Here is an 18380-nt window from a genome sequence, read left to right on the forward strand (position 1 = left end):
CGGGAGGTTCTATATGAGTGGATATGAAAGACCAGAGACCCTATTCGATCGGCGAGGCGGCCGAGGCCACCGGCCTGTCGGTGAAGGCGATCCGCCATTATGAAGAGGTCGGCCTGATCCCGCGGCCGCGCCGACACGACGGCAACGCCCGGACGGGCGGCAACCGCCTCTATACCGAACAGGAGCTCGCCAGGCTCCGGTTCGTCAGGCAGGCCCGGCATCTCGACCTGGGGCTGGACGAGATCCGTCGCCTTCTCGAGATCGCCGAGGAGACGTGCCCGGGCCGACATCCCGAATTTCGCCGGATTCTGACCGGCCACCTGGAGATGGTGACCCGCCGCATTGCCCAGTTGAGCGACTTGCAGTCCCGGCTGACGGCACTGCTGTCGAAGGATGAATCCGGGCGTGTCCAACGCTGCTCCGGCAACGGCTGTGGCTGCCTCGACGCAAACCCCGCTCCTGGCCGCCAGCGCGTCGGCGGTGAAGATGATGCCCACAGGAGCCGACGGAGAAAGGGCCGGGACCCCGGCTCTCCATGAACCGGTTGATCCGGTCCGCACTCCGGAGATGGCTGTATCTGCGCCGCGGCCGTATGCCGCCGGCCCGTCTGAACGGACCGATGTGGTATTTTGCGTTCGGCTCCAACATGAACGAGCGCCTGTTCCGCGAGCGCCGTCACATGACGCCGATCGAGACCCGGATCGCCCGGCTGGACGGCTACCGCCTGCGGTTCGCCGTTGCAGGGCGGCGAAGTCCGGGCGCCTCGGCCCGTTTCGTGGAGCTTGTCCAGGGGATCGACCAGGTCGCCGCGGGCGGACGCAAGCCGGGTGTCTCGGCTCCGGCCGATATCGTGGAAGCACCCGGCGAACACGTCTGGGGCGCACTCTATCTGCTTCCGTTCCGCAAGTTCGTCCGGCTCGACGCGAGCGAGGGGCGGCAGTACGCCTATCTGTGGGTCGACGTCGAGGACCAGGATGGCCAAACGGTCCATGCCCTCACGTACCACGTCCCCTATCCCGCTCCGGAAGGGCGCCCCTCGCGCGGTTATCTGGAGTTAATCCGCACCGCCGCACAGGAGCGAGGTATGCCCGAAAGCTATGTCGCTTTCCTGGATCGCGTGGAGCCGCGTCCGTGATCGAGCTGGACGAAACTCCCCCCGCCGCGGCGACGCGGCAGCCCCGCCACCGTTGGCTCAACTGGCTGGGCGCGGCGATCGGCCTCGGCCTGATCGCCCTTCTCGCCTGGCGGCTCGACTGGCGCCAGTTCGCCGAGGTACTGCAATCCGCCCGGCCGGAGTTCGTGCTGGCCACCTTCCTGGCGATCACCCTGGAGCAGGTCATCCGGGGCTGGAAGTGGCGCCAGATCCTGACGCCGCTCTGCGACTGCCGGACATCGCACCTGTTCGGCGCGACCATGGCCGGCTATCTCGCCAACCTCCTCGTCCCGCTCGGCCTCAGCCCCTTCGTCCGCTCATGGCTCGTCGCCCGCAAACAGAAGATTTCGATGAGCTGCGCGCTGGCCACGGTCGCCATCGACCGGCTGGTCGACGGGCTGGTGTTCGCGGGCATCGTCGTCGTCGTGGTGCTGGCCGCGGTCATCCCCGACCCGAACGGCAACATCGGCCTCGGCCTCCTCCTCGGCGCCGGCGGCAGCGCGGCGGCGATCGTCGCGGCGCTCGTCCTGCTCGCGCACCACAAGCGCCGATCGGCGTCCGGCATCGGGGTCCCCCTCGCCCTCGCCGACCGCCTGCCGGGGCGCCTGGCGGTCCGCGCGCGATCGCTCGCGATCGCCTTCGCCGACGGGATCGTCTGGCCGCGGGAGCGCTGGCGCGGTGTCGCCATCGTAATGGCCGGCATCGTTATCAAGCTGATCGCGACCTCGCATCTTTTCTGGGCGGGTCTCGCCTTCGGCGTCGTGCTGGAGCCGCTCGTCTATCTCGCCTTGCTGGCGATCCTCGGCTTCATCGTCATTCTCGCGCATATGGCCAGGGTGCCCGCCGGCTTCGTCGTCGGCGCCGTGTTCTCGCTCGGCCTCTTCGGGGTCGGGGACGCCGCCGCTCTGGCCATGGTCACCGTCGTCATGGCGGCCAACATGCTGGCCGTTGCCGTCTTTGGCGGCTGGGGGCTCTGGAACCACGGCGTCGGTCTCGGCGATCTCGGCCGGCGGAAGATTGCAAGCGATGCCGGCCCGTGAGCAATCCGGCCGCTTCGTGCGCATCGCCACCGCCGGCGCCTTCTTCCAGGGCGGCGCCGCGGCGGTCGATACCGGCACGATCATGGCAAGCCTCGTCCACGGCCTCACCGGCAGCTCCGTCGCGGTCGGCGCGGCCGCCGCGATCGCCCGCTACGGCTGGCTGTTCCCGCAGTTGTTCGTCGCCTGGTTCGCTCAGGCCCGGCGGCGGCGCATGCCGTTCTACGCCCTGGGGGCGTTCGGCCGGGTCGCCTGCCTGATCGGCGTTGCCGGGATCGTCGTTATGGCCGGTCCCAACCCGGCGTCCATCTTGATCGTCGTCTTCTTCGTACTCTGGACGCTCTACGCCTTCGTCGGCGGTATCCTCGCGGTCCCCTACAACGACATCGTCGCCCGTTCGATTCCCTCCGCCCGGCGCAGCCGTCTCCTGGCGCTGCGGTTCTTCGCGGGCGGACTGCTGGCGCTCGGCGTCGCCGCCGTCGCCGGCCGGGCGATCGACGCGCTGGCGTTTCCCGCCGGGCATGCGGTGGTTCTGCTGACCGGGGCCGGACTGCTGCTGGTCTCGGCGATCTCCTTCGTCTCCGCCGGCGAGCCGTTGGCGCCTGAGCCGAAGCAAACGACCGGCTTCGGGCCCTTCCTCCGGGAGGGGTTGGACGTGTTCCGGCAGGATCGGCGCTTTCGCCTGTTCGTGGGCGTGCGCTGGCTCGACGGCACCGTCATGATGGCGCTGCCCTTCTACGTGGTGGCAGCGACGCAGGCCGGGGTCACCGCGGCGGAGGTCGCGACGCTGCTCGGCGCGCAGACGGCGGGCGCGCTCCTGTCCAACCCGCTCTGGGGCTGGTGGGGCGACCGGCTCGGCAAGCGGCGGCTGCTCGGCGTCACGGCGGTGCTCGCGATCGCCGCCCCCCTGCTCACGGTCCTCTGGATGAGCGTGGTGCCGCCGGGCGGAATCCCCGCCCTTCCCGCCTTCGCGGCGATCTTCCTGGTCCTCGGCGCGGTAAACAACGGCGGTAACATCGCCCATCTGGGATATCTCTGGGAGATCTCGCCGGACGACCGGCGGCCGGCCTACAGCGGCTACTTCAACGCGCTGGTGGCGCCGGCGGCGCTGTCGCCGCTCGCCGGTGCGGCGGTGGTCGAGGCAATCGGGCTGTCTGCGGTCTTCGTGGCGGGTGTCATGGCCGCCGTCGGCCAGGTCATCGCCGTCCATCGCCTTCGACATGTCGAAGAGGGCATGGTGGGCCGATGTTCCTGACCCTGAAACGCACGCTCCGGCGCGGCATCGCCCGGTCTTGGTGGCTGTCCAGGCTCTGGTATCGCCGCTTCGGCCTCCGGGTAGAGGGACGGCCGGCGGATGAGGTGTGGTACTTCGCCTTCGGCGCCAACATGCACGACAGCGCGTTCCGCGTGCGCCGCCGCATGCGCCCCCTCGAATGGCGTCCCGGACGGATCAGGGACTACCGCCTGCGCTTCAATCTCGAGGGGCGCCCGAAGGGCAAGGCCGCGCCGGCGAACGTCGAGCCCTCACCAGGCGCCGAGGTCTGGGGCGTGCTCTACAAGATCACCCGCCGCGACCTGATCTGGCTCGACAGCACCGAAGGAGTTCCCGGCCCGCGCTACCGCCAGATCCGGATCGAGGCGGAGGACAGGGAAGGGAACCATATGCCCTGTGTCACCTATATCGCAGAGGGCAAGGAGACGGATGGCAACCCGTCGCTGCGCTACATCACGCTGCTCCGCGAGGGGGCCCGTGCCCATGACCTGCCAGAGCACTGGGTACGGTTCCTCGACAATGTGGAGCACGCTGAGTGACCAAAAAACAAAGGCCCCGCAAGCGGTTAAGCTTGCGGGGCCTCCATTAGATGTGGATTTCGAGCGAGTTATAACAAAAGTGGTTGCGGGGGCAGGATTAACTCAAGCACCTACGCTCGCAGTCCCGGTCTGACGCGATTGCAGGCGCTTGCGATTCCGACCAACCTTGGCACTTGGACAGCGCATCTTCAACGCAAGCTGCTCACTTGCGGCTGCCTCGATCAAATAGGAGAGTCCTCCGTCAGATGGAGTGACAACTAGGAAGTCGTGTCTAGGAATGACGGACGAACTCGAATTTAAGGCATGGCTCGAACGGGGCGGTGCTCAAACCGAGGCGGGACGTAGATCGCGCGCATATGCGATCCGAGCCATTGAACGGAGTCTTGCCGCGCTCGGCATGCCGTATCAGGACCTCGACGAAGCATGGAAAGCTGACAGGTTTGAAACGCTTCGGGAGCGTCTGCGGAAAATGCGAGAGGACGCTCGCGACGGTGGGCAGGATTACCGCATCCTGATGCCGGACTCCGAGAATCCCCACAACAGGCTCTCCAACTGGGGCAGCTGGTTGGGTCAGTATGGGCGTTTTTTGGCAGGCGACCCTCCGGGAGCCGCGAAGGATGCTGACCGGATACGGCAGTACGTCCTTGAGCACTACATCGAGCCCGCACAGGACGAAGGTCGGGACCACGTCGAAGTATTGGTCCGCGATGTGAACGAGGCTCTCGGCCTCAAGGAAGCGTGGCCCAACATCTGTCAATCACTTGGCGGGCGTATGTTTCGAGAAATGGCGCAGATCCCTGAACCGGAACGGATCGGAGCCGACCAAAGCTCTGCCACTGTTTTTCGCTTTAACCTCGGTGAAACAGCCCAGTCCGGTGACGAGCGACCGTTTGTTCTGTTCGATGCGACAGATGCACCTTTCCAGCCGGTCAGGAACTTCAACCGCAACACCCGCGTCTCGGCCTTTCGGATCAAGCCACAAGGTGCCGGCAACAAGGCGGATGAGGTGATTGAGACAGAAGACATCGTCGATGTCGCCCGTGCGATGCTCGTCGACGGCCTGGCATCGAGGGTCAAGGCGATCGCGGGTGGGCGGGTAAACTATCTGACCTACGGAGGCGACAAGCTCGTTCGGTATGAACTCGCTCCCGAAATTGCTCAAGCGATTGGCGTTCCACCACGGGGTGGCACCAGCCAACCGGCGCTGGAGAAACTACGTGAAAGGTTCGTTGCCCTTTGCCCCGACTTTCGGAGTTTCGTCGAACCTGGCACCGGCTGGGCCAAGAAGGAGAAAGCCTACAAGGTCGCGGCAATCGATAGGGTCCAGTCGGCGCTTGCAGAAAATGCAACTGACGAGATTCTCGGCAAAAACGTCTTTGAGATCCTGAAGACCGCCGCGAAGGACGGCCCTCTTGTCAGATGGCAGACCGAGGACGCAATCGCCAAGAATGCCGCGGATTTGCTCGCAGAATTCCACGCGATCATTGGTCGGTTGGTCCGATCCGAGGAGCCGCCAGAGATTGCCTTGGCAACGGCGCATGACTCTCTCGATGCGCTACGCGCGCGTGGTGCTACATCGCTTACCTACGGTGAGCGGATCAATATTCTGTCTTCCGCATTGGCCATGGTGCGACCGAGCGCAATAGCCCCACTCAAGATCACCCGGATCAACGAGGCGTGGGAAGCGCTGACCGGGGAAAAATTGTTCGTAGAAGCCAAGGCAGATATGGTGACGGATTATCGACGCTTGGCTGACGGCTTCGCAAAAATATTCGAAATCATGCGCGACGCGTGGCGGTGGGAACCGCAGGATTGGCTGGACATCCAGGGTTTCCTTTGGATCGCCAACGACAAAACCGTCACCGCACCGGTGGACGCGGACGAAACCGCCGACAAAAGTGAACCCCCGGAGAAGCCGATGTCGATCTCGCCCGTAAACCTCATTCTTTACGGCCCGCCCGGGACAGGAAAGACTTTTTCGACCGCAGTCGAGGCGGTGGAGTTGTGCGGCGAGCTGGTCCCGGAAGATCGCGCCGAGCTCATGACAGCCTACCAACGGCTTTTGGCGGCCGGGCGCATCGAGTTCGTCACCTTCCACCAGTCGATGAGCTACGAGGAGTTCGTCGAGGGCCTGCGACCGGAGACACAGGGCGCAGAAGGCCAAGAACTGGACGCCGACGAACTAGATGCAGCCGGTTTCCGCCTCAAGGTCGAGGATGGCATTTTCAAGCGGATCTGCGAACGGGCTCGCTTGGACCCAGGCGAAGATTCGGGCGATGGCCGGCTCGATCGCACGCGTCCAATCTTTAAGGTCGCCCTCGGAAGACGGCTCCAGGAAGAGGAGCAAATCAAGACCGCTCTTGATGCTAACGAAATCCGCCATGGCTGGGGTGGAGAGATCGATTGGTCGGATGAGCAGTTTGAAGACTGGACGGAAATCAAGGCCGAGTTGAAACGCCAGACTGGCAAGGAAGTCAGCGGCCATGCTGGCGAGCTCGTCTGCACCTTTTCCTTTCGCTCGGATATGCAGGTAGGTGACTACGTCGTCGTTTCAGATGGGCGTGACAGAATGCGCGCCTTCGGCACGATCACGAGCAACTACTTCTTTGACGCTGATGCCGAACGTCATCCCCACCGTCGGAAGGTCGAATGGCTCTGGCGCGATGACCAAGGAACGGAGCGTGCGAGATTTTATCCCAATGGTTTCCGGCAACACACCGTCTACAAATTGAATGGCGCTCTGGTCGACTGGGATGGCTTGGAGAATATTGTTTTCGGCGTGGACAGATCGGTCCCCGCGGAAAGCGCTCGCCCCCACGTCCTCATCATCGATGAGATCAATCGGGCGAACATCTCTAAGGTCTTCGGCGAGCTCATTACGCTTCTAGAGCCCGACAAGAGGCTGCGGGCTGAAAACGAGATCCGGCTCACGCTGTCCTATTCCAAGCGTCTTTTCGGCGTGCCGGCAAACCTCCATGTGATTGGCACAATGAACACCGCCGACCGTTCGATTGCGCTACTCGACACCGCACTCAGGCGCCGCTTCACCTTCCGCGAGATGATGCCAGACGCATCCGTCCTCAAAGAAGCTGCCCAGAAATGCGGGGCCGCCCTGCCGCAAATTCTCTCCACGATCAACGAGCGGATCGAGTACCTCTACGACCGTGAACATCAGATCGGTCATGCCTATTTCACTGCGTGCATCTCCCGAACTGATGTCGACGAGGTCATGCGCCACAAGGTCATCCCACTCTTGGCAGAATATTTCTTCGAAGACTGGGCCAAGATCGCAGCAGTGCTCGGCGATTTGGAGTCGCACGAGGGCTCGATCACTGGCGGCTTTCTCAAGCGCTCGGTCCTGAAGGCACCTCCAGGTCTTGAGGATGGTGACGCGGCTCCCCGGTTTCGTTGGGAAGTGCGCTCGAAAGTTGAAGGCTTCGACTACGGTAAGTTGGTCAGTCCATGATCCGCCGTACGATCCGCGAATGGGAGCGCATCGGCTACGGATCTGGCAACGCCGAGATTCCCGAAGCGCAGGCAGATCGCCTCGCCGCGGTCGCGCGGGCGTCGGTCTTTTCCGGTCGCGGGGGCGAGGGTGTGCTGGAGCATGGACGCAAAGGACTTCGCGCACGTGGCGTCGTTGGCGTCATTGCCACTCCAGACTGCCAGCTCGAGATTCTTCCAAAGATCGAGGGAGGCGGAGAGACCGAAGTCTCCGATACAACCCTCCGTGCGCGACTCATCCACATGCTCGCGGTGACCTACGATCTGCCAATCGAAGCCGGCACCATGACGCAGCTCGGTTGGCAGCGCGAGACAGTGCTCGAATTGCTAATCCGCCTGTTCTGCACGAAGTTAACGGATGCGGTCCGCCAAGGGATGCCGCGCCACTACCTCGAACACGAAGATAACCTGCCCGCCCTCCGAGGTCGGCTGGACGTAACTCGTCAATTCTCCACGCTCGCGCTCTCTCCACAGAAGCTTGCGTGCCGTTTCGACGCCCTTTCGCCGGACATCGCGCTGAACCAGGTCATGCGAGCAGCGGTCCGCAAGCTGTCGCGGCAGACCGCGGCGCCGGATAACCAACGCGCGTTGCGCGAATTGGCTTTCGTGTACGCCGACGTCGCCGACGTCCCCCCGATCGCGCTTCAGTGGGATCGGATTGTCCTCGATCGTACGAACCGGCGTTGGCGGGATCTTCTGTCCCTAGCCCGTCTCTTTCTTTCGGATCGGCACCAGAAGACGAGCGCCGGGGCTATCGACGGCCATGCACTGCTCTTTGAGATGAACGTTCTGTTCGAAATGTATGTCGAACGGATCCTGTCGCGGGCTCTTTCTGGCACGGAATTCCGCGCATCATCGCAAGGGGGACACCGGGATTGTCTTTACGAGGGCGACATCGGCCGGTTCCGGACGCGTCCCGACCTCATCATCCGGAAAGGCGAGCAGATCGCGCTCATCATCGATACTAAGTGGAAACGCATGACCCCGCGCATCGACGACCCTAAGCAAGGCGTCAGCCAAGCGGACGTGTACCAGCTGATGGCCTACGGCAGACTTTACAACTGTCCGAAGGTCATACTGCTCTATCCGCACCATGGGGACTTACCTACCGAACCGATCCGCCGATGGTATTCAATCGCGACAACGGACTCGGACGAGAAGTTGATCGTAGCGACGCAGGATCTCGCCGGCACTCAGCGAGACCACAGGGACGCCCTTCGACAGCTGGTCCTGAGTTGCTTGGATCATGAAGACAGACCAGAAGCACATGGCAAGGCGGGGGAACCGCTTGTCGAAGCGCTATGACGGTTTTTGACCCGACCTGCGTCCACGGGTGATTGTGGACTTCACCCTTCAAACTGGTCCGATTGGGATGCGAATTTTCGGGGGTCACGTCACTGGGTCTAGATCGACACTGGCCGAATTCGGTTGCAGATATAGAACAGCAAGGCCGCCCCTTGTCGACCAGTGCACCATTTTACAAATCGATTAGGTCAGTTCCTTTCCGACAAAGCGGCTGTCGGCGAGCCAAGTCGATTGCTTGGGGTTCATGTCGTCGATCTCTCGCGGAAAGGCGACTTTGAGGATTTCGTGCGCTGGCCTCGCCAAACCTATCGCGACAAGCAGCCTTTGAGCCTCATCGTCGGAACAAAGTTCGTGCTGCAAATTGCTGGGCGGAGAAAGCTCCGCGACCTCGATCCCGCCGCCGGTCGTATCCTTGGTGCTCGATCTGTACCAGGCATCCAGGTTTGCCGTGGCTTGCTTGTGGGGCTTCGACGCGATGCCGCCGCCGACCACGAATACCGGCAAGCCGGATTTCCAACGGGGACTGGATGGGTACCGAAGGCGCTTCGTGGCCCAAATGACTTTCTGCGCCATGCCTTGTACGGCCTGACGGAAATGACGCTGAAGCCCCCCCACTTCCCTCCAACGCTTCGAGACCTCGACGCCGAGCGGAAGGACGTCAGCCTCGAATATCGGGCATTCGATGTCACCCGAAGATTTTTGGATGAGATTGAATGTGCAGCAATCGACGGTCATCCCACCGATGTCCACCAGCCCGAAGAGTCCGTCTTCGAAGCGACCGGCATGTGCGAAGCCGGACACCGCCGCCGTCATCTCCGGTACGACACCGGAGCCGTGTTCCTCCAGGACGGTCCCGTATGACGAAGCCACCCGGTCCAACGCGGCGGTGACGGTCTCGATTGAAATCGGCTTTCCGCTGCGCTCCAGATCGAGAGCCGCCGCACAACATCGCTGGAAACGAACGGCCACTTCGTCGTCGTCCAACGAACTGGCGGGGTATCCGAAATTCACGGTCCACTCCGCCCGCGGCACTTCGAAATACGCCGGATAGGTATTCACGAGGTGGCCCTTCATCTGTCGCAAATGCAAGGCGAGCAGGGCTGCGGCCGCAACGGACGGTGAGACACCCGGATTGTCGGACTCGTACGGTTTGACGATCAGCCTGTTCTTGATCCCGGCAACTGGAGTGTCCGGACCTCTGTCGTAGAGGGAGAAGGAGGCCTCGGCATCTGACGAAACCCATACCGCCGACGGCCAAAGGTAAGCGTGCTTCTCCTGCGCCAGACTTCCCGGCGCCGGAACGGCGACGACGGGTTCGCCGGCCTGATAGGGGAAGAACGCTGCGCACTTGATGCAGCTGGTTCCGAAATCGATCCCGAGGTGGATATCTTGAAGACCGGGTTCGTTCTTCGTCTCGGGGTTGGCGGTCAGGCCAATTCGCAGACGACCTTCAATTTCGTGCGCAACATCTTGGCTGGGCGGCGGAGGTGCTTCGCCTGACGGCGCGGGAAGTTCCATCGTCAGTAGGGCGGCCGCGTGGTCGAGGACGAGTTCCAGCGCTGCGCCTTCCGATATCTCTCCCACCTTCGGGATCCTCGGAAGATTCGCCGGAATCTTCCTCGCGCCGCCCCGTGTCCCGGGTGTCGATTTCGGTTCGGTTCTCGTAGATGTCGGAGGTGACACGTCGGCGCTCCTCTCGTCAGGTCTCGGGGTGTCCAGGTCAGGGCATTTCACCGGTTCGGCTTTGGGTGACGTCGATGAAGTCGGAGTTTCCGCCAGAACCTGAGCGATGCCTCGTGGCACCTCGATCCGTCGTTGTTGACCGTCCTTCGCGCTCCGAAAAAGCAGGGCTCGCAGCCATCCGAAAATTCCGCTTCGCCGTCGTTTCATCCGCCACGTTCCTTGATCGGCCCGTCTATTTGACCGAAACAAGCACGACGGCGAGCCGCTCACTTTCGGGATCGAGCTTCTTGTTCTCTTCGATCGTCTTCCGTCCTTCTTCCAGGTTCCGATCGATCTTGCGTAGCTTGCCTTCGTTCATCCGAATGATGGCCTCGGTTTTTCGGGCCGCCTTGCCGCCTAGGGAATGCCTATAGCGTTGATTGGCGAGCGTAGCCTCGACACGTTCCTTCGCCGTCGCGTGCCGTCGTTCGAGCGTCTGAAGTTGAATGTCGGCCCGATCTTCGAGGCTCGCTCTCTTCTCGGCCTCCTCGTTTCCGAAACGATCATCCAGTCGGGTGAAAAGCTTGCTCTTGCAGAGGTCGGCCGCATTCTCGAGATCCACCTCCAACCTGGCGTTGGGCCAAAGTCGTCCATTTGCCGCAGCGACTTGGGTCAAACTCTCGGCGGCCTGGTCCTCGATGAACTCGCCATTCTGGAGGTCGAGTGCCGCGTAGGCGATCTTCTGTTCGTCATAGGCGCCACCAAATCTCCAGAACTCGACGCCGACTAGATAATATCCCGGTGGCAGCCTGTGGTTCTTCGGCAGTGTCGAGGTGTCCAGGGCGATCGCGATCGCCGGCCTGACCCCGACCTCTTCGGTTTGTGATTTTTTGCCAGACAGGAACCGGAGTAAGGGATGTGTCTGACCGACGGTTTCGGCATTTGCCGTTTCCTTGACGTCGCGGTCGGGCCGACCGAACCGACACTTCACGCCGCCGGACCCTTCGGTGAGCTGGCCGCGAGGCAGTTTGTGATCCTTCAAGAAACGGGAGAATTGACTGCGTGCCTCGTCGGACAGTTTGATCGTCCAATTGCCGGCCTTGTCCGGACCCTGCACCTGGCTACCCGGGTAGAATTGCCTCAAACCGTCTTCGACGTAGTCGGCGAGGTCTTCCGCCGACAGCCATCGATGCATGTCTCTGGCCGAGTGGATCGATTGGAGGATGTGATCCCCGTGCGCGATGAGTGACCCCGCATGCTTTTCTAGACTGTCTTCCTCCTTCCGCTTGTTCTCGATCGCCATCGCCGTTTGCTCGAGCCGATCTTCGATCTCGGTGTCGTCCAGCGCGCCCTTGAGAAGGAGCCCTGTGATCGTTTCGATCTCCTTGCCCAGAACGGACTCGAATCCGCCGAGAGCCCTCTCGCAAATTTCCAAACGAGTGTAGAGGCGGCCGTAGATTTGTTCGTCGATCGAATGCCGGTAGTAGAGATTGATCACGCGGACGAACTCGGACTTCTGACCGAGCCTGTCCACACGGCCGATCCTCTGTTCTACCTTCATCGGGTTCCAGGGCAGGTCGTAGTTGATGACGGTCCTGCAAAACTGGAGATCGATACCCTCGCTTCCGACTTCCGAAGAGAGGAGCACCCGCGTTTCGGGATCGTCCCGGAAGTAGCGAACGGTCGCGGCACGGTCTCTCGTATCTCCGTGCATTTGTATGCAAGGAAATCCGACCTCATCGAGCCTCTCCGCCAGATAGGCGATCGTCGGCCGAAATGTCGAGAATACGATCACTTTTTCCTCTGGATTTTGCCGGAAGAACGTCTCGAGTGCATGCTTCAACTCGACGAATTTCGTGTCGTTTGAAACGACTTCTAGGAGGTCATCGAGGGGATTGAGGGCCGACCGAATGGCATTGTTGATCGGCTTGTCCTCGACTTCACTTTCGTCATCGTCGGAAAGGGAACCGCCGATCGAGTCACCGACGCCCCAGTGTCTCAAGGCGGCGGGAATGCTGGAGCAGAGTAGCCGTTGCGGGGTCGACAACAGGAAACCCTGGGGTACGTCGTTGATGAGGGCGAAATTCTGGATCGACACGGTCACTCGGTCGTAGATCTCCCGCTCCCGTTCGTTCATTGTCGCCGGGTATTGGCCGACCTCACGTCGGACGCGGAACTCTTCGACATCCCTTCGGCGCGTTCGGTTGACGAGGTTGGCGAGCAGGTTCACCTGTTCGAAACGCGACGCGAAAGCGGCACGGCTGTCGTTCGTCAGCCTCGACACTTCTCCAAGTTCGGTCATGAGCTGGTCGAGCTGCCGGTTGCCCTTCAGGAGCTTGTGATGCCGCGCGTCAGAGGCGATCTCCAGTACCTCTTCTTTCGAAGCGTGCTTCAATATCGCCTCTCTTGCGCGGATCAGCGGTTCGTTGGCCTGCACGATTTCGTTGAGCACGGTTTGGTCCCGGAACGTCGCCGGATCCACGAGTTTCAGTAGCGCATAGAGGTTCTCGTTACCGAGGTGAATCGGCGTCGCGGAGAGAAACAGAAGGTGCTGGGTCGTGGGCTGAAGGAGACGAACCAACTCATGCGACTTGGTGTCGTCGTTCCGCATGTGATGGGCCTCGTCGACGATGACGAGGTCGAAGAGCGGTTCGTCCTCCGCCCTTTCGTCCAGGAGTCGCGCGAAGGCGTTGGAGGGTCGTCCTGACGATTCGGCGTCCCAGCCGGCGTTGGGGCGAAGGGATTGGAAGCCGCAGATGGCGGCGAAACCCCGTCGACGAGACTCGTCACCGATATCCGAGAGTAAATCTTTCGGGGTGACGACATGGGCGTCGACGTCGAAACGTTCCCGAAGTTCCGACCGCCACTTCTCGTTGAGGACTTTCGGGCAAACGACCAGCAGTCTGTTGAGGTCGAACCGAGCTTTCAGTTCTGCCCAGATCAGACCGGCTTCGATCGTCTTGCCCAGACCAACTTCGTCGGCGATGAGAAGGGCGCCGGTCGGCGAGGCCAGCATCTTGAGCACCGGTTTGAACTGATGCGCGTAAAAATCGGTATCCGAGACTTCCATGCTGTAGAGCATGTCCGAGAGGCGTCCGGTCAGGCGGATGTGCGATATCAGGCGCCGAAGGGAAGACGGATCGCTCAGTTGACCGGCTTCGAGCATGTCCGCCGGATCTTCCTGCGCTTTCGGCACCAGAACCAGCTGATCGACGCGGACGTTCCGCTTGACCTGATTGGTTTGCACGAGGCGTAGCGAACAGCGGTTTGGATCCGTCGGATAGATTTCTGTGACGATGCCGACGCGGTCAGGATCGTTACGGAATCTAACCACATCACCCGGCTCGAACGGCCTAGGCTCAATTCCGTCGTCACCGCAGGCAGGTGTGGTGTCCATGATGCCTCGCGCCCTCATTCCAGCCAGAGAACGATGAATGAACTCCCATTACAATTCAAGGATGGAGAGATCCTTGTCCTGCTTCCCCGGAAGGTCTTCGATTTGAAAATAGGCTGTTCTTCAAACAAGAATTAGTCGCTGAAGAAACGCCTTTTTAGCGAGGCACAGATCATAGGGGTCCTGAAGGAGCAATAGGCCGGCATGACTAGCCGCGGATCTTTGCCGCAAGCACGGGGTCAGTGATGCGATCCTCTACAAATGACGGCGGAAATATGGCGGCATGGAGATCGCAGACGCGAAACGCCTCAAGACGCTGGAGGCGAGGAACGCGAAGCTGAGGAAGATACTGGCCGTGTGAATTGTGGACGTCGCGACGCTGGAAGAGATTCTTGGTCTGGAGCCCCTTGGCTCCCTCGTTCAGAACGAGAGCCCTTCCGTTTGTGCGCCGGCTCAGTACGCTGGCTGGCCAGAATCGATCCACGCGTCTACCGGCGCCGCTCGAAGCGTTCGGAGGATACCGAGACGCGTGTGCGTCTGCAGGAACTGTCACAGGAGAGGCGAAGCCCAATCATCAATCGCGTCAAAATCGATCTCGGCCATTCGTACCCAATCCTCAATCGGCTGCTCTACCCAGGGCTACGCCTCGTCTTTCCAAGTCAGTCTGACCTTGAGGCGATTTAGATGTGTCCAGGGAAGGACGCCTTGGTGTTGAAGCATCCCAACAACGATTCCTGGCGAAATGCCCTGCTCCTCCGCAAATGTCCGAACTGCGATCTCCCTGCGAGGAGAGCTCTGAACGAACCGTTCCCAGGCAGCTCGGGGAACCAAAGTGTCCGCCGCCCAAGCGTTCGCCTCGGCTTCGAGTTCAGCGTCACCCCCGTTCACTTCATCGACGAAAACGTTCTTCTTACTATGCAGCAGAATATGAGCTGCTTCGTGGAAGAAGCTGAACCACAGGTGATCGTCTGACTTGTGACGAGCGCTCAGTTGGATCACGGCCTTTCTTGGAGATTGCCACCATGCCGCACCGCTCAGGGCCGTTTTCGGCAATGGCTTGACCAATACCAGCGCGACACCTGACTGATTGCAAAGCTGGCGCGAGCGGGGCAGTGCCTGTTCGATCGACGAACGAGTTAATTCGCGGATTCCCTTCAGCGCCTTTTTGAACCGGTTCTCACTGTAGTCGGCGCACTCCTGCCCTTCAGCTTCAATCTCCCCAAGACGGAGCCACGTTGCCAAGGCCGTCTCGTCGCTCTTAAAACTCGGCGAATGGCGATAGGCGACGTTCGCCAATCCATATTTGAGATTCCAAGCGTCGACCGATCCAACTCGGAAAAACGCTAGGAGCTCTGAGACCGCATCTGCATCGGTTTTGGGCCGACGAATAGCGCCGCGTTTCGCTAGCTCCTTGACCGGAAATCCCTTCACCCATGCACTGGAGCCCTCGGAGTCTGCCGCTTCACTCTCCCGCGCCCGGTGGAGTTGGTAATCGGCCTCGATACCAAGCCAGATGCTCGCATCCACCCCGAGTACCTTCTCAAACTGGAGAGCTGTTTCCGGCTCAAGGGATGCCTTCCCCGCGATGATCTCACTGATCAGTTTGGGAGAGCGGCCGCATCGCCGAGCGAACTCAGCGTGCGAGATGCCTTGCACCTCCAGGCGTTCCTCCAGGACCCACCCCGGCGGTACAGCATAGTCCGGCCGAAACTGATTGATTGCTGTCGCCATGTCTCTCTCCTCCTTCAGTGATAGTCGATCACGTTGGTGATCGTGATCGCGGTCACCTGTTCCACATCGATCCCTCCATCCTCCTTGCGGGGGACCGGATCATGATTGGCCTCGAAAACGAGCCTGTGCGGGTGCACGAGATCGACGGCAAACTGCTCGTCCCGATCTCCTCGCAGCTGATGCCGCCGGTCGGGCGGCGTCGTAGGCACCAGGGCTAAGGCGCGAGCCGCCTTCAGGACGGCAAGGCGATTCATGATGGTCCTGGCCATCCGAGCACCATACGCCTTCTGGAGCCCGTCAGCTGAGTTGAAGGTCTTCTCGAGCTTTCGGGTCCGGAAGGCGATGTCCAACGGATCGTCTCTTTTTCGTTACGTATTACGTAATGTTTTATCCCGTCACATCAAGGGGTGCAAGCTCAATCTGAGCGTAAGCGTCCGGTGAGACGGCTCAGACGTATCTGCCGCTGGCCAAGGAAGTCGACGAGTTCGACTTCGAGGACGCCCCGGTCAACGAGACGCTGGTGCGCGACCTCGCCGGCGGCGCGTTCCTCGAGCATCAGCGCAACGTCTTGCTGATCGGCGGCACCGGAACCGGCAAGTCGCACCTGGCCGTCGGCATCGCGCGCGCCTGCATCCGGAGTGGCAAAGGGGCCGCTTCTTCAACGTGGTTGACCTCGTGAACAAGCTTGATGCCGAGGCGCGCGATGACCGCCAGGGCCGCACGGCCGATCTGCTCTGTTGCCTCGACTTTGTGATCCTCGACGAGCTCGGCTATCTGCCCTTCGCCCAGACCGGCGGGCAGCTCCTCTTCCATCTGATCAGCCGTCTCTATGAACGCACCTCCATCATCGTCACCACCAACCTCGACTTCGGTGAATGGCCCAGCGTCTTCGGCGATGTGAAGATGACGACGGCGCTCCTCGACCGGCTCACTCACCACTGCGACATCGTCGAGACCGGCAACGGGAGCTGGCGCTTCAAGACCCGCGCGTAAGGCCCGGCATCCTGCTGGCCCGGTCCGGCTGCGCGACCTGGAAGCTACGCCGGATCGGGCCAGCCATCCGTTCACCGAAGGGGGTCAATGTTCGGGTCTGGCGCAAAGTTCGTGCAGGTGAGCGGGATTCCCGACCTTTGAAGCGCCGTATACGGTAGAGTAAAGGGAGGACTCTACCAGATGTTGCATAAATCCAGCTTGTTGAAGCTGATCCCGCGGGGCTTGGTGGCGAACCGGTGGGCGGTCGACGGTGACGAGCTGATCGTGAATGCCGTCGGTGCCGGAGGTGACGCCGCATGTCCTGACTGCGGGGTTGCCAGCGATCATCTTCACAGCCGCTACCAACGCACGTTCCAGGACCTGCCGGCCCATGGTCGTCGCATGGTGATCCGGGTCACGGCGCGCCGGTTTCGATGTCGTGAAGCCGAGTGTCCACGGAAAACCTTCTCTGAACCGTTCACCGGGGTGACCGCCGGCCGGTATGCCCGCCGAACCGCACGATCCGAAACGCTCGTCCATCAGATCGCCCTGGCGATGGGCGGACGTCCGGGCGAACGCCTGACCACGCGGCTCTGCGTCGATGCGAGCCGCGACACCTTGCTCCGTCTCATCCGGCGTCGCGCGCAGGATACCGATCGGCGCGCCGAGGTGACCGCGGTCGGGATCGATGACTGGGCGTGGCGCAAGGGTGCGACTTACGGCACGATCCTGTACAACCTCGAAGGCCGACGGGTGCTTGGCCTACTCGCTGACCGAGATGCCACGAGCGTCGAAGCGTGGCTGAGCGCGCATACGGGGATCGCCGTGATCGCCCGCGACCGCGGCGGGACCTACGCCCGTGCAGCGACGAAGTGCCGGACGCGGTTCAGGTCGCCGACCGCTGGCATCTGATGGCGAACGCCAGCGCCGCGTTCCTGGAGGCGGTGCGCCGGTCCATGAAGCCGCTGCGCGAGGCGCTCGGCGTCGGTACCGTTGATCCCGAGCTGTTGACCAGCGTGGAACACCGACAGCTGGACGGGGCCAAACGGCGCGATGCGGAGAACGCCACGGTGCTCACCCTCGCGGAAGCGGGCATATCGTTGAAGGAGATCCGCCGGCGCACCGGCCTCAGCCGCGGGACCGTCCGGCGTATCGTGCGCGGCGAACGCGAGGACGTGTTCCGGCCGCGCCGGAGCACGCTGGCGCCCTACGAGCAAATGCTCGACAAACTCTGGAACGAGGGCTTCCGCAACGGGGCCGAATTGCACCGCCAGGTCCGTGCGGCCGGGTTCAGGGGCAGCCTCCGGGTCGTCACGGAGTGGACGACACGCAGACGGCAGGATCTGAAAGCCGCAGAAACGTGCGTGCCCCGCAAGGCGCCCGCCGCGCGCACGGTGGCGAAAATGCTGACGACGCACCGCCACAGCGACACTCGGCAGCAGATCGCGCTCCTCGCCATCATCACGAAGTCGACGCCGGACATCATCACCGCGCGCGACCAACTGGACGCTTTCCAGGCAATCGTTCGCGATCGCAAGGCAGTGGCGCTCGCTCCTTGGCTGGCTGAAGCCGAAGGTGGACCGCTCGCATCTTTTGTAACCGGCCTGCGCGCCGACCTTGCCGCGGTTGATGCCGCTCTCCGTGAGCCGTGGTCCAGCGGTCAGGTCGAGGGCACGATCAACAAGCTGAAGCTGCTCAAGCGCCAGATGTACGGCCGGGCGAACCTGGACCTGCTGGAGGCCCGTCTCATGAGCGCGGCGTAGTCGCCGCGAAAATGCACGAAAATTGAGTCAGAGCCAATGTTCAACAC

Annotated in this window: 11 protein-coding genes and 2 pseudogenes; 9 read left to right on the forward strand and 4 right to left on the reverse strand. The window is 61.9% G+C overall.

The genetic code is table 11. The features are described from left to right. Window positions 1-23 precede the first annotated feature (23 nt). The 7 genes from TEF_15980 (at window position 24) to TEF_16010 (ending at window position 8811) form a co-directional block, all read left to right on the forward strand. The gene (locus tag TEF_15980; protein ID ANK82121.1) at window positions 24-539 is read left to right on the forward strand and encodes a hypothetical protein; all 516 of its coding nucleotides are present in this window, start codon (window positions 24-26) and stop codon (window positions 537-539) included. Continuing rightward, a complete protein-coding gene (locus TEF_15985; protein ID ANK82122.1) occupies window positions 536-1135 on the forward strand; it encodes a hypothetical protein in 600 nt (199 codons plus the stop codon). The genes TEF_15980 and TEF_15985 overlap by 4 nt, the downstream gene beginning before the upstream one ends. After that, on the forward strand, window positions 1132-2193 hold the full coding sequence (locus TEF_15990) for a hypothetical protein (GenBank protein ANK82123.1): 1062 nt from the start codon (window positions 1132-1134) through the stop codon (window positions 2191-2193). Before TEF_15985 ends, TEF_15990 begins: the two co-directional genes overlap by 4 nt. Beyond that, window positions 2180-3445, forward strand: coding sequence for an MFS transporter (locus tag TEF_15995; protein ID ANK82124.1), 1266 nt, complete (start codon window positions 2180-2182; stop codon window positions 3443-3445). The genes TEF_15990 and TEF_15995 overlap by 14 nt, the downstream gene beginning before the upstream one ends. Continuing rightward, a complete protein-coding gene (locus TEF_16000; GenBank protein ANK82125.1) occupies window positions 3436-4002 on the forward strand; it encodes a gamma-glutamylcyclotransferase in 567 nt (188 codons plus the stop codon). Before TEF_15995 ends, TEF_16000 begins: the two co-directional genes overlap by 10 nt. A 397-nt stretch (window positions 4003-4399) precedes the next feature. Continuing rightward, window positions 4400-7468 (forward strand): hypothetical protein, encoded by a 3069-nt coding sequence (locus TEF_16005; protein ANK82126.1) that lies wholly within the window; start codon window positions 4400-4402, stop codon window positions 7466-7468. Then, entirely contained in the window at window positions 7465-8811 is a 1347-nt protein-coding gene (locus tag TEF_16010) for a restriction endonuclease (GenBank protein ID ANK82127.1), read from the forward strand. The genes TEF_16005 and TEF_16010 overlap by 4 nt, the downstream gene beginning before the upstream one ends. 183 nt (window positions 8812-8994) lie before the next feature. On the opposite strand, the gene TEF_16015 is transcribed toward TEF_16010, so the two are convergent. The 4 genes from TEF_16015 to TEF_16030 all read right to left on the reverse strand — a co-directional run bounded on the left by TEF_16015 (window position 8995) and on the right by TEF_16030 (window position 15948). Next, window positions 8995-10395, reverse strand: coding sequence for a hypothetical protein (locus TEF_16015; GenBank protein ID ANK82128.1), 1401 nt, complete (start codon window positions 10393-10395; stop codon window positions 8995-8997). A gap of 331 nt (window positions 10396-10726) precedes the next feature. Further along, entirely contained in the window at window positions 10727-13555 is a 2829-nt protein-coding gene (locus TEF_16020; protein ANK82129.1) for a hypothetical protein, read from the reverse strand. 951 nt (window positions 13556-14506) lie between these two features. Next, window positions 14507-15598: an addiction module antidote protein, HigA family gene (locus TEF_16025; GenBank protein ANK82130.1), complete on the reverse strand. Its 1092-nt coding sequence runs from the start codon at window positions 15596-15598 to the stop codon at window positions 14507-14509. Between the two features lie 14 nt (window positions 15599-15612). Then, on the reverse strand, window positions 15613-15948 hold the full coding sequence (locus TEF_16030; protein ANK82131.1) for a hypothetical protein: 336 nt from the start codon (window positions 15946-15948) through the stop codon (window positions 15613-15615). A 107-nt stretch (window positions 15949-16055) separates the two neighbouring features. On the opposite strand from TEF_16030, the pseudogene TEF_16035 reads away from it, so the two are divergent. Both TEF_16035 and TEF_16040 read left to right on the forward strand, forming a co-directional pair. Then, window positions 16056-16591 (forward strand): annotated as a pseudogene (locus TEF_16035) (ATPase). Between the two features lie 180 nt (window positions 16592-16771). Then, window positions 16772-18333 (forward strand): annotated as a pseudogene (locus tag TEF_16040) (hypothetical protein). Window positions 18334-18380: the final 47 nt, after the last annotated feature.

The organism is Rhizobiales bacterium NRL2, from assembly GCA_001664005.1.
Classification (GTDB): Bacteria; Pseudomonadota; Alphaproteobacteria; order Minwuiales; family Minwuiaceae; genus Minwuia.

Bases quoted from the DNA above. Each gene is read 5' to 3' on its own strand.
- TEF_16025 (ANK82130.1), bottom strand. From the start codon at position 15,598: ATGGCGACAGCAATCAATCAGTTTCGGCCGGACTATGCTGTACCGCCG.
- TEF_16000 (ANK82125.1), top strand. From the start codon at position 3,436: ATGTTCCTGACCCTGAAACGCACGCTCCGGCGCGGCATCGCCCGGTCT.
- TEF_15985 (ANK82122.1), top strand. From the start codon at position 536: ATGAACCGGTTGATCCGGTCCGCACTCCGGAGATGGCTGTATCTGCGC.
- TEF_16020 (ANK82129.1), bottom strand. From the start codon at position 13,555: ATGCTCTACAGCATGGAAGTCTCGGATACCGATTTTTACGCGCATCAG.
- TEF_16010 (ANK82127.1), top strand. From the start codon at position 7,465: ATGATCCGCCGTACGATCCGCGAATGGGAGCGCATCGGCTACGGATCT.
- TEF_16005 (ANK82126.1), top strand. From the start codon at position 4,400: ATGCCGTATCAGGACCTCGACGAAGCATGGAAAGCTGACAGGTTTGAA.
- TEF_15980 (ANK82121.1), top strand. From the start codon at position 24: ATGAAAGACCAGAGACCCTATTCGATCGGCGAGGCGGCCGAGGCCACC.
- TEF_15995 (ANK82124.1), top strand. From the start codon at position 2,180: ATGCCGGCCCGTGAGCAATCCGGCCGCTTCGTGCGCATCGCCACCGCC.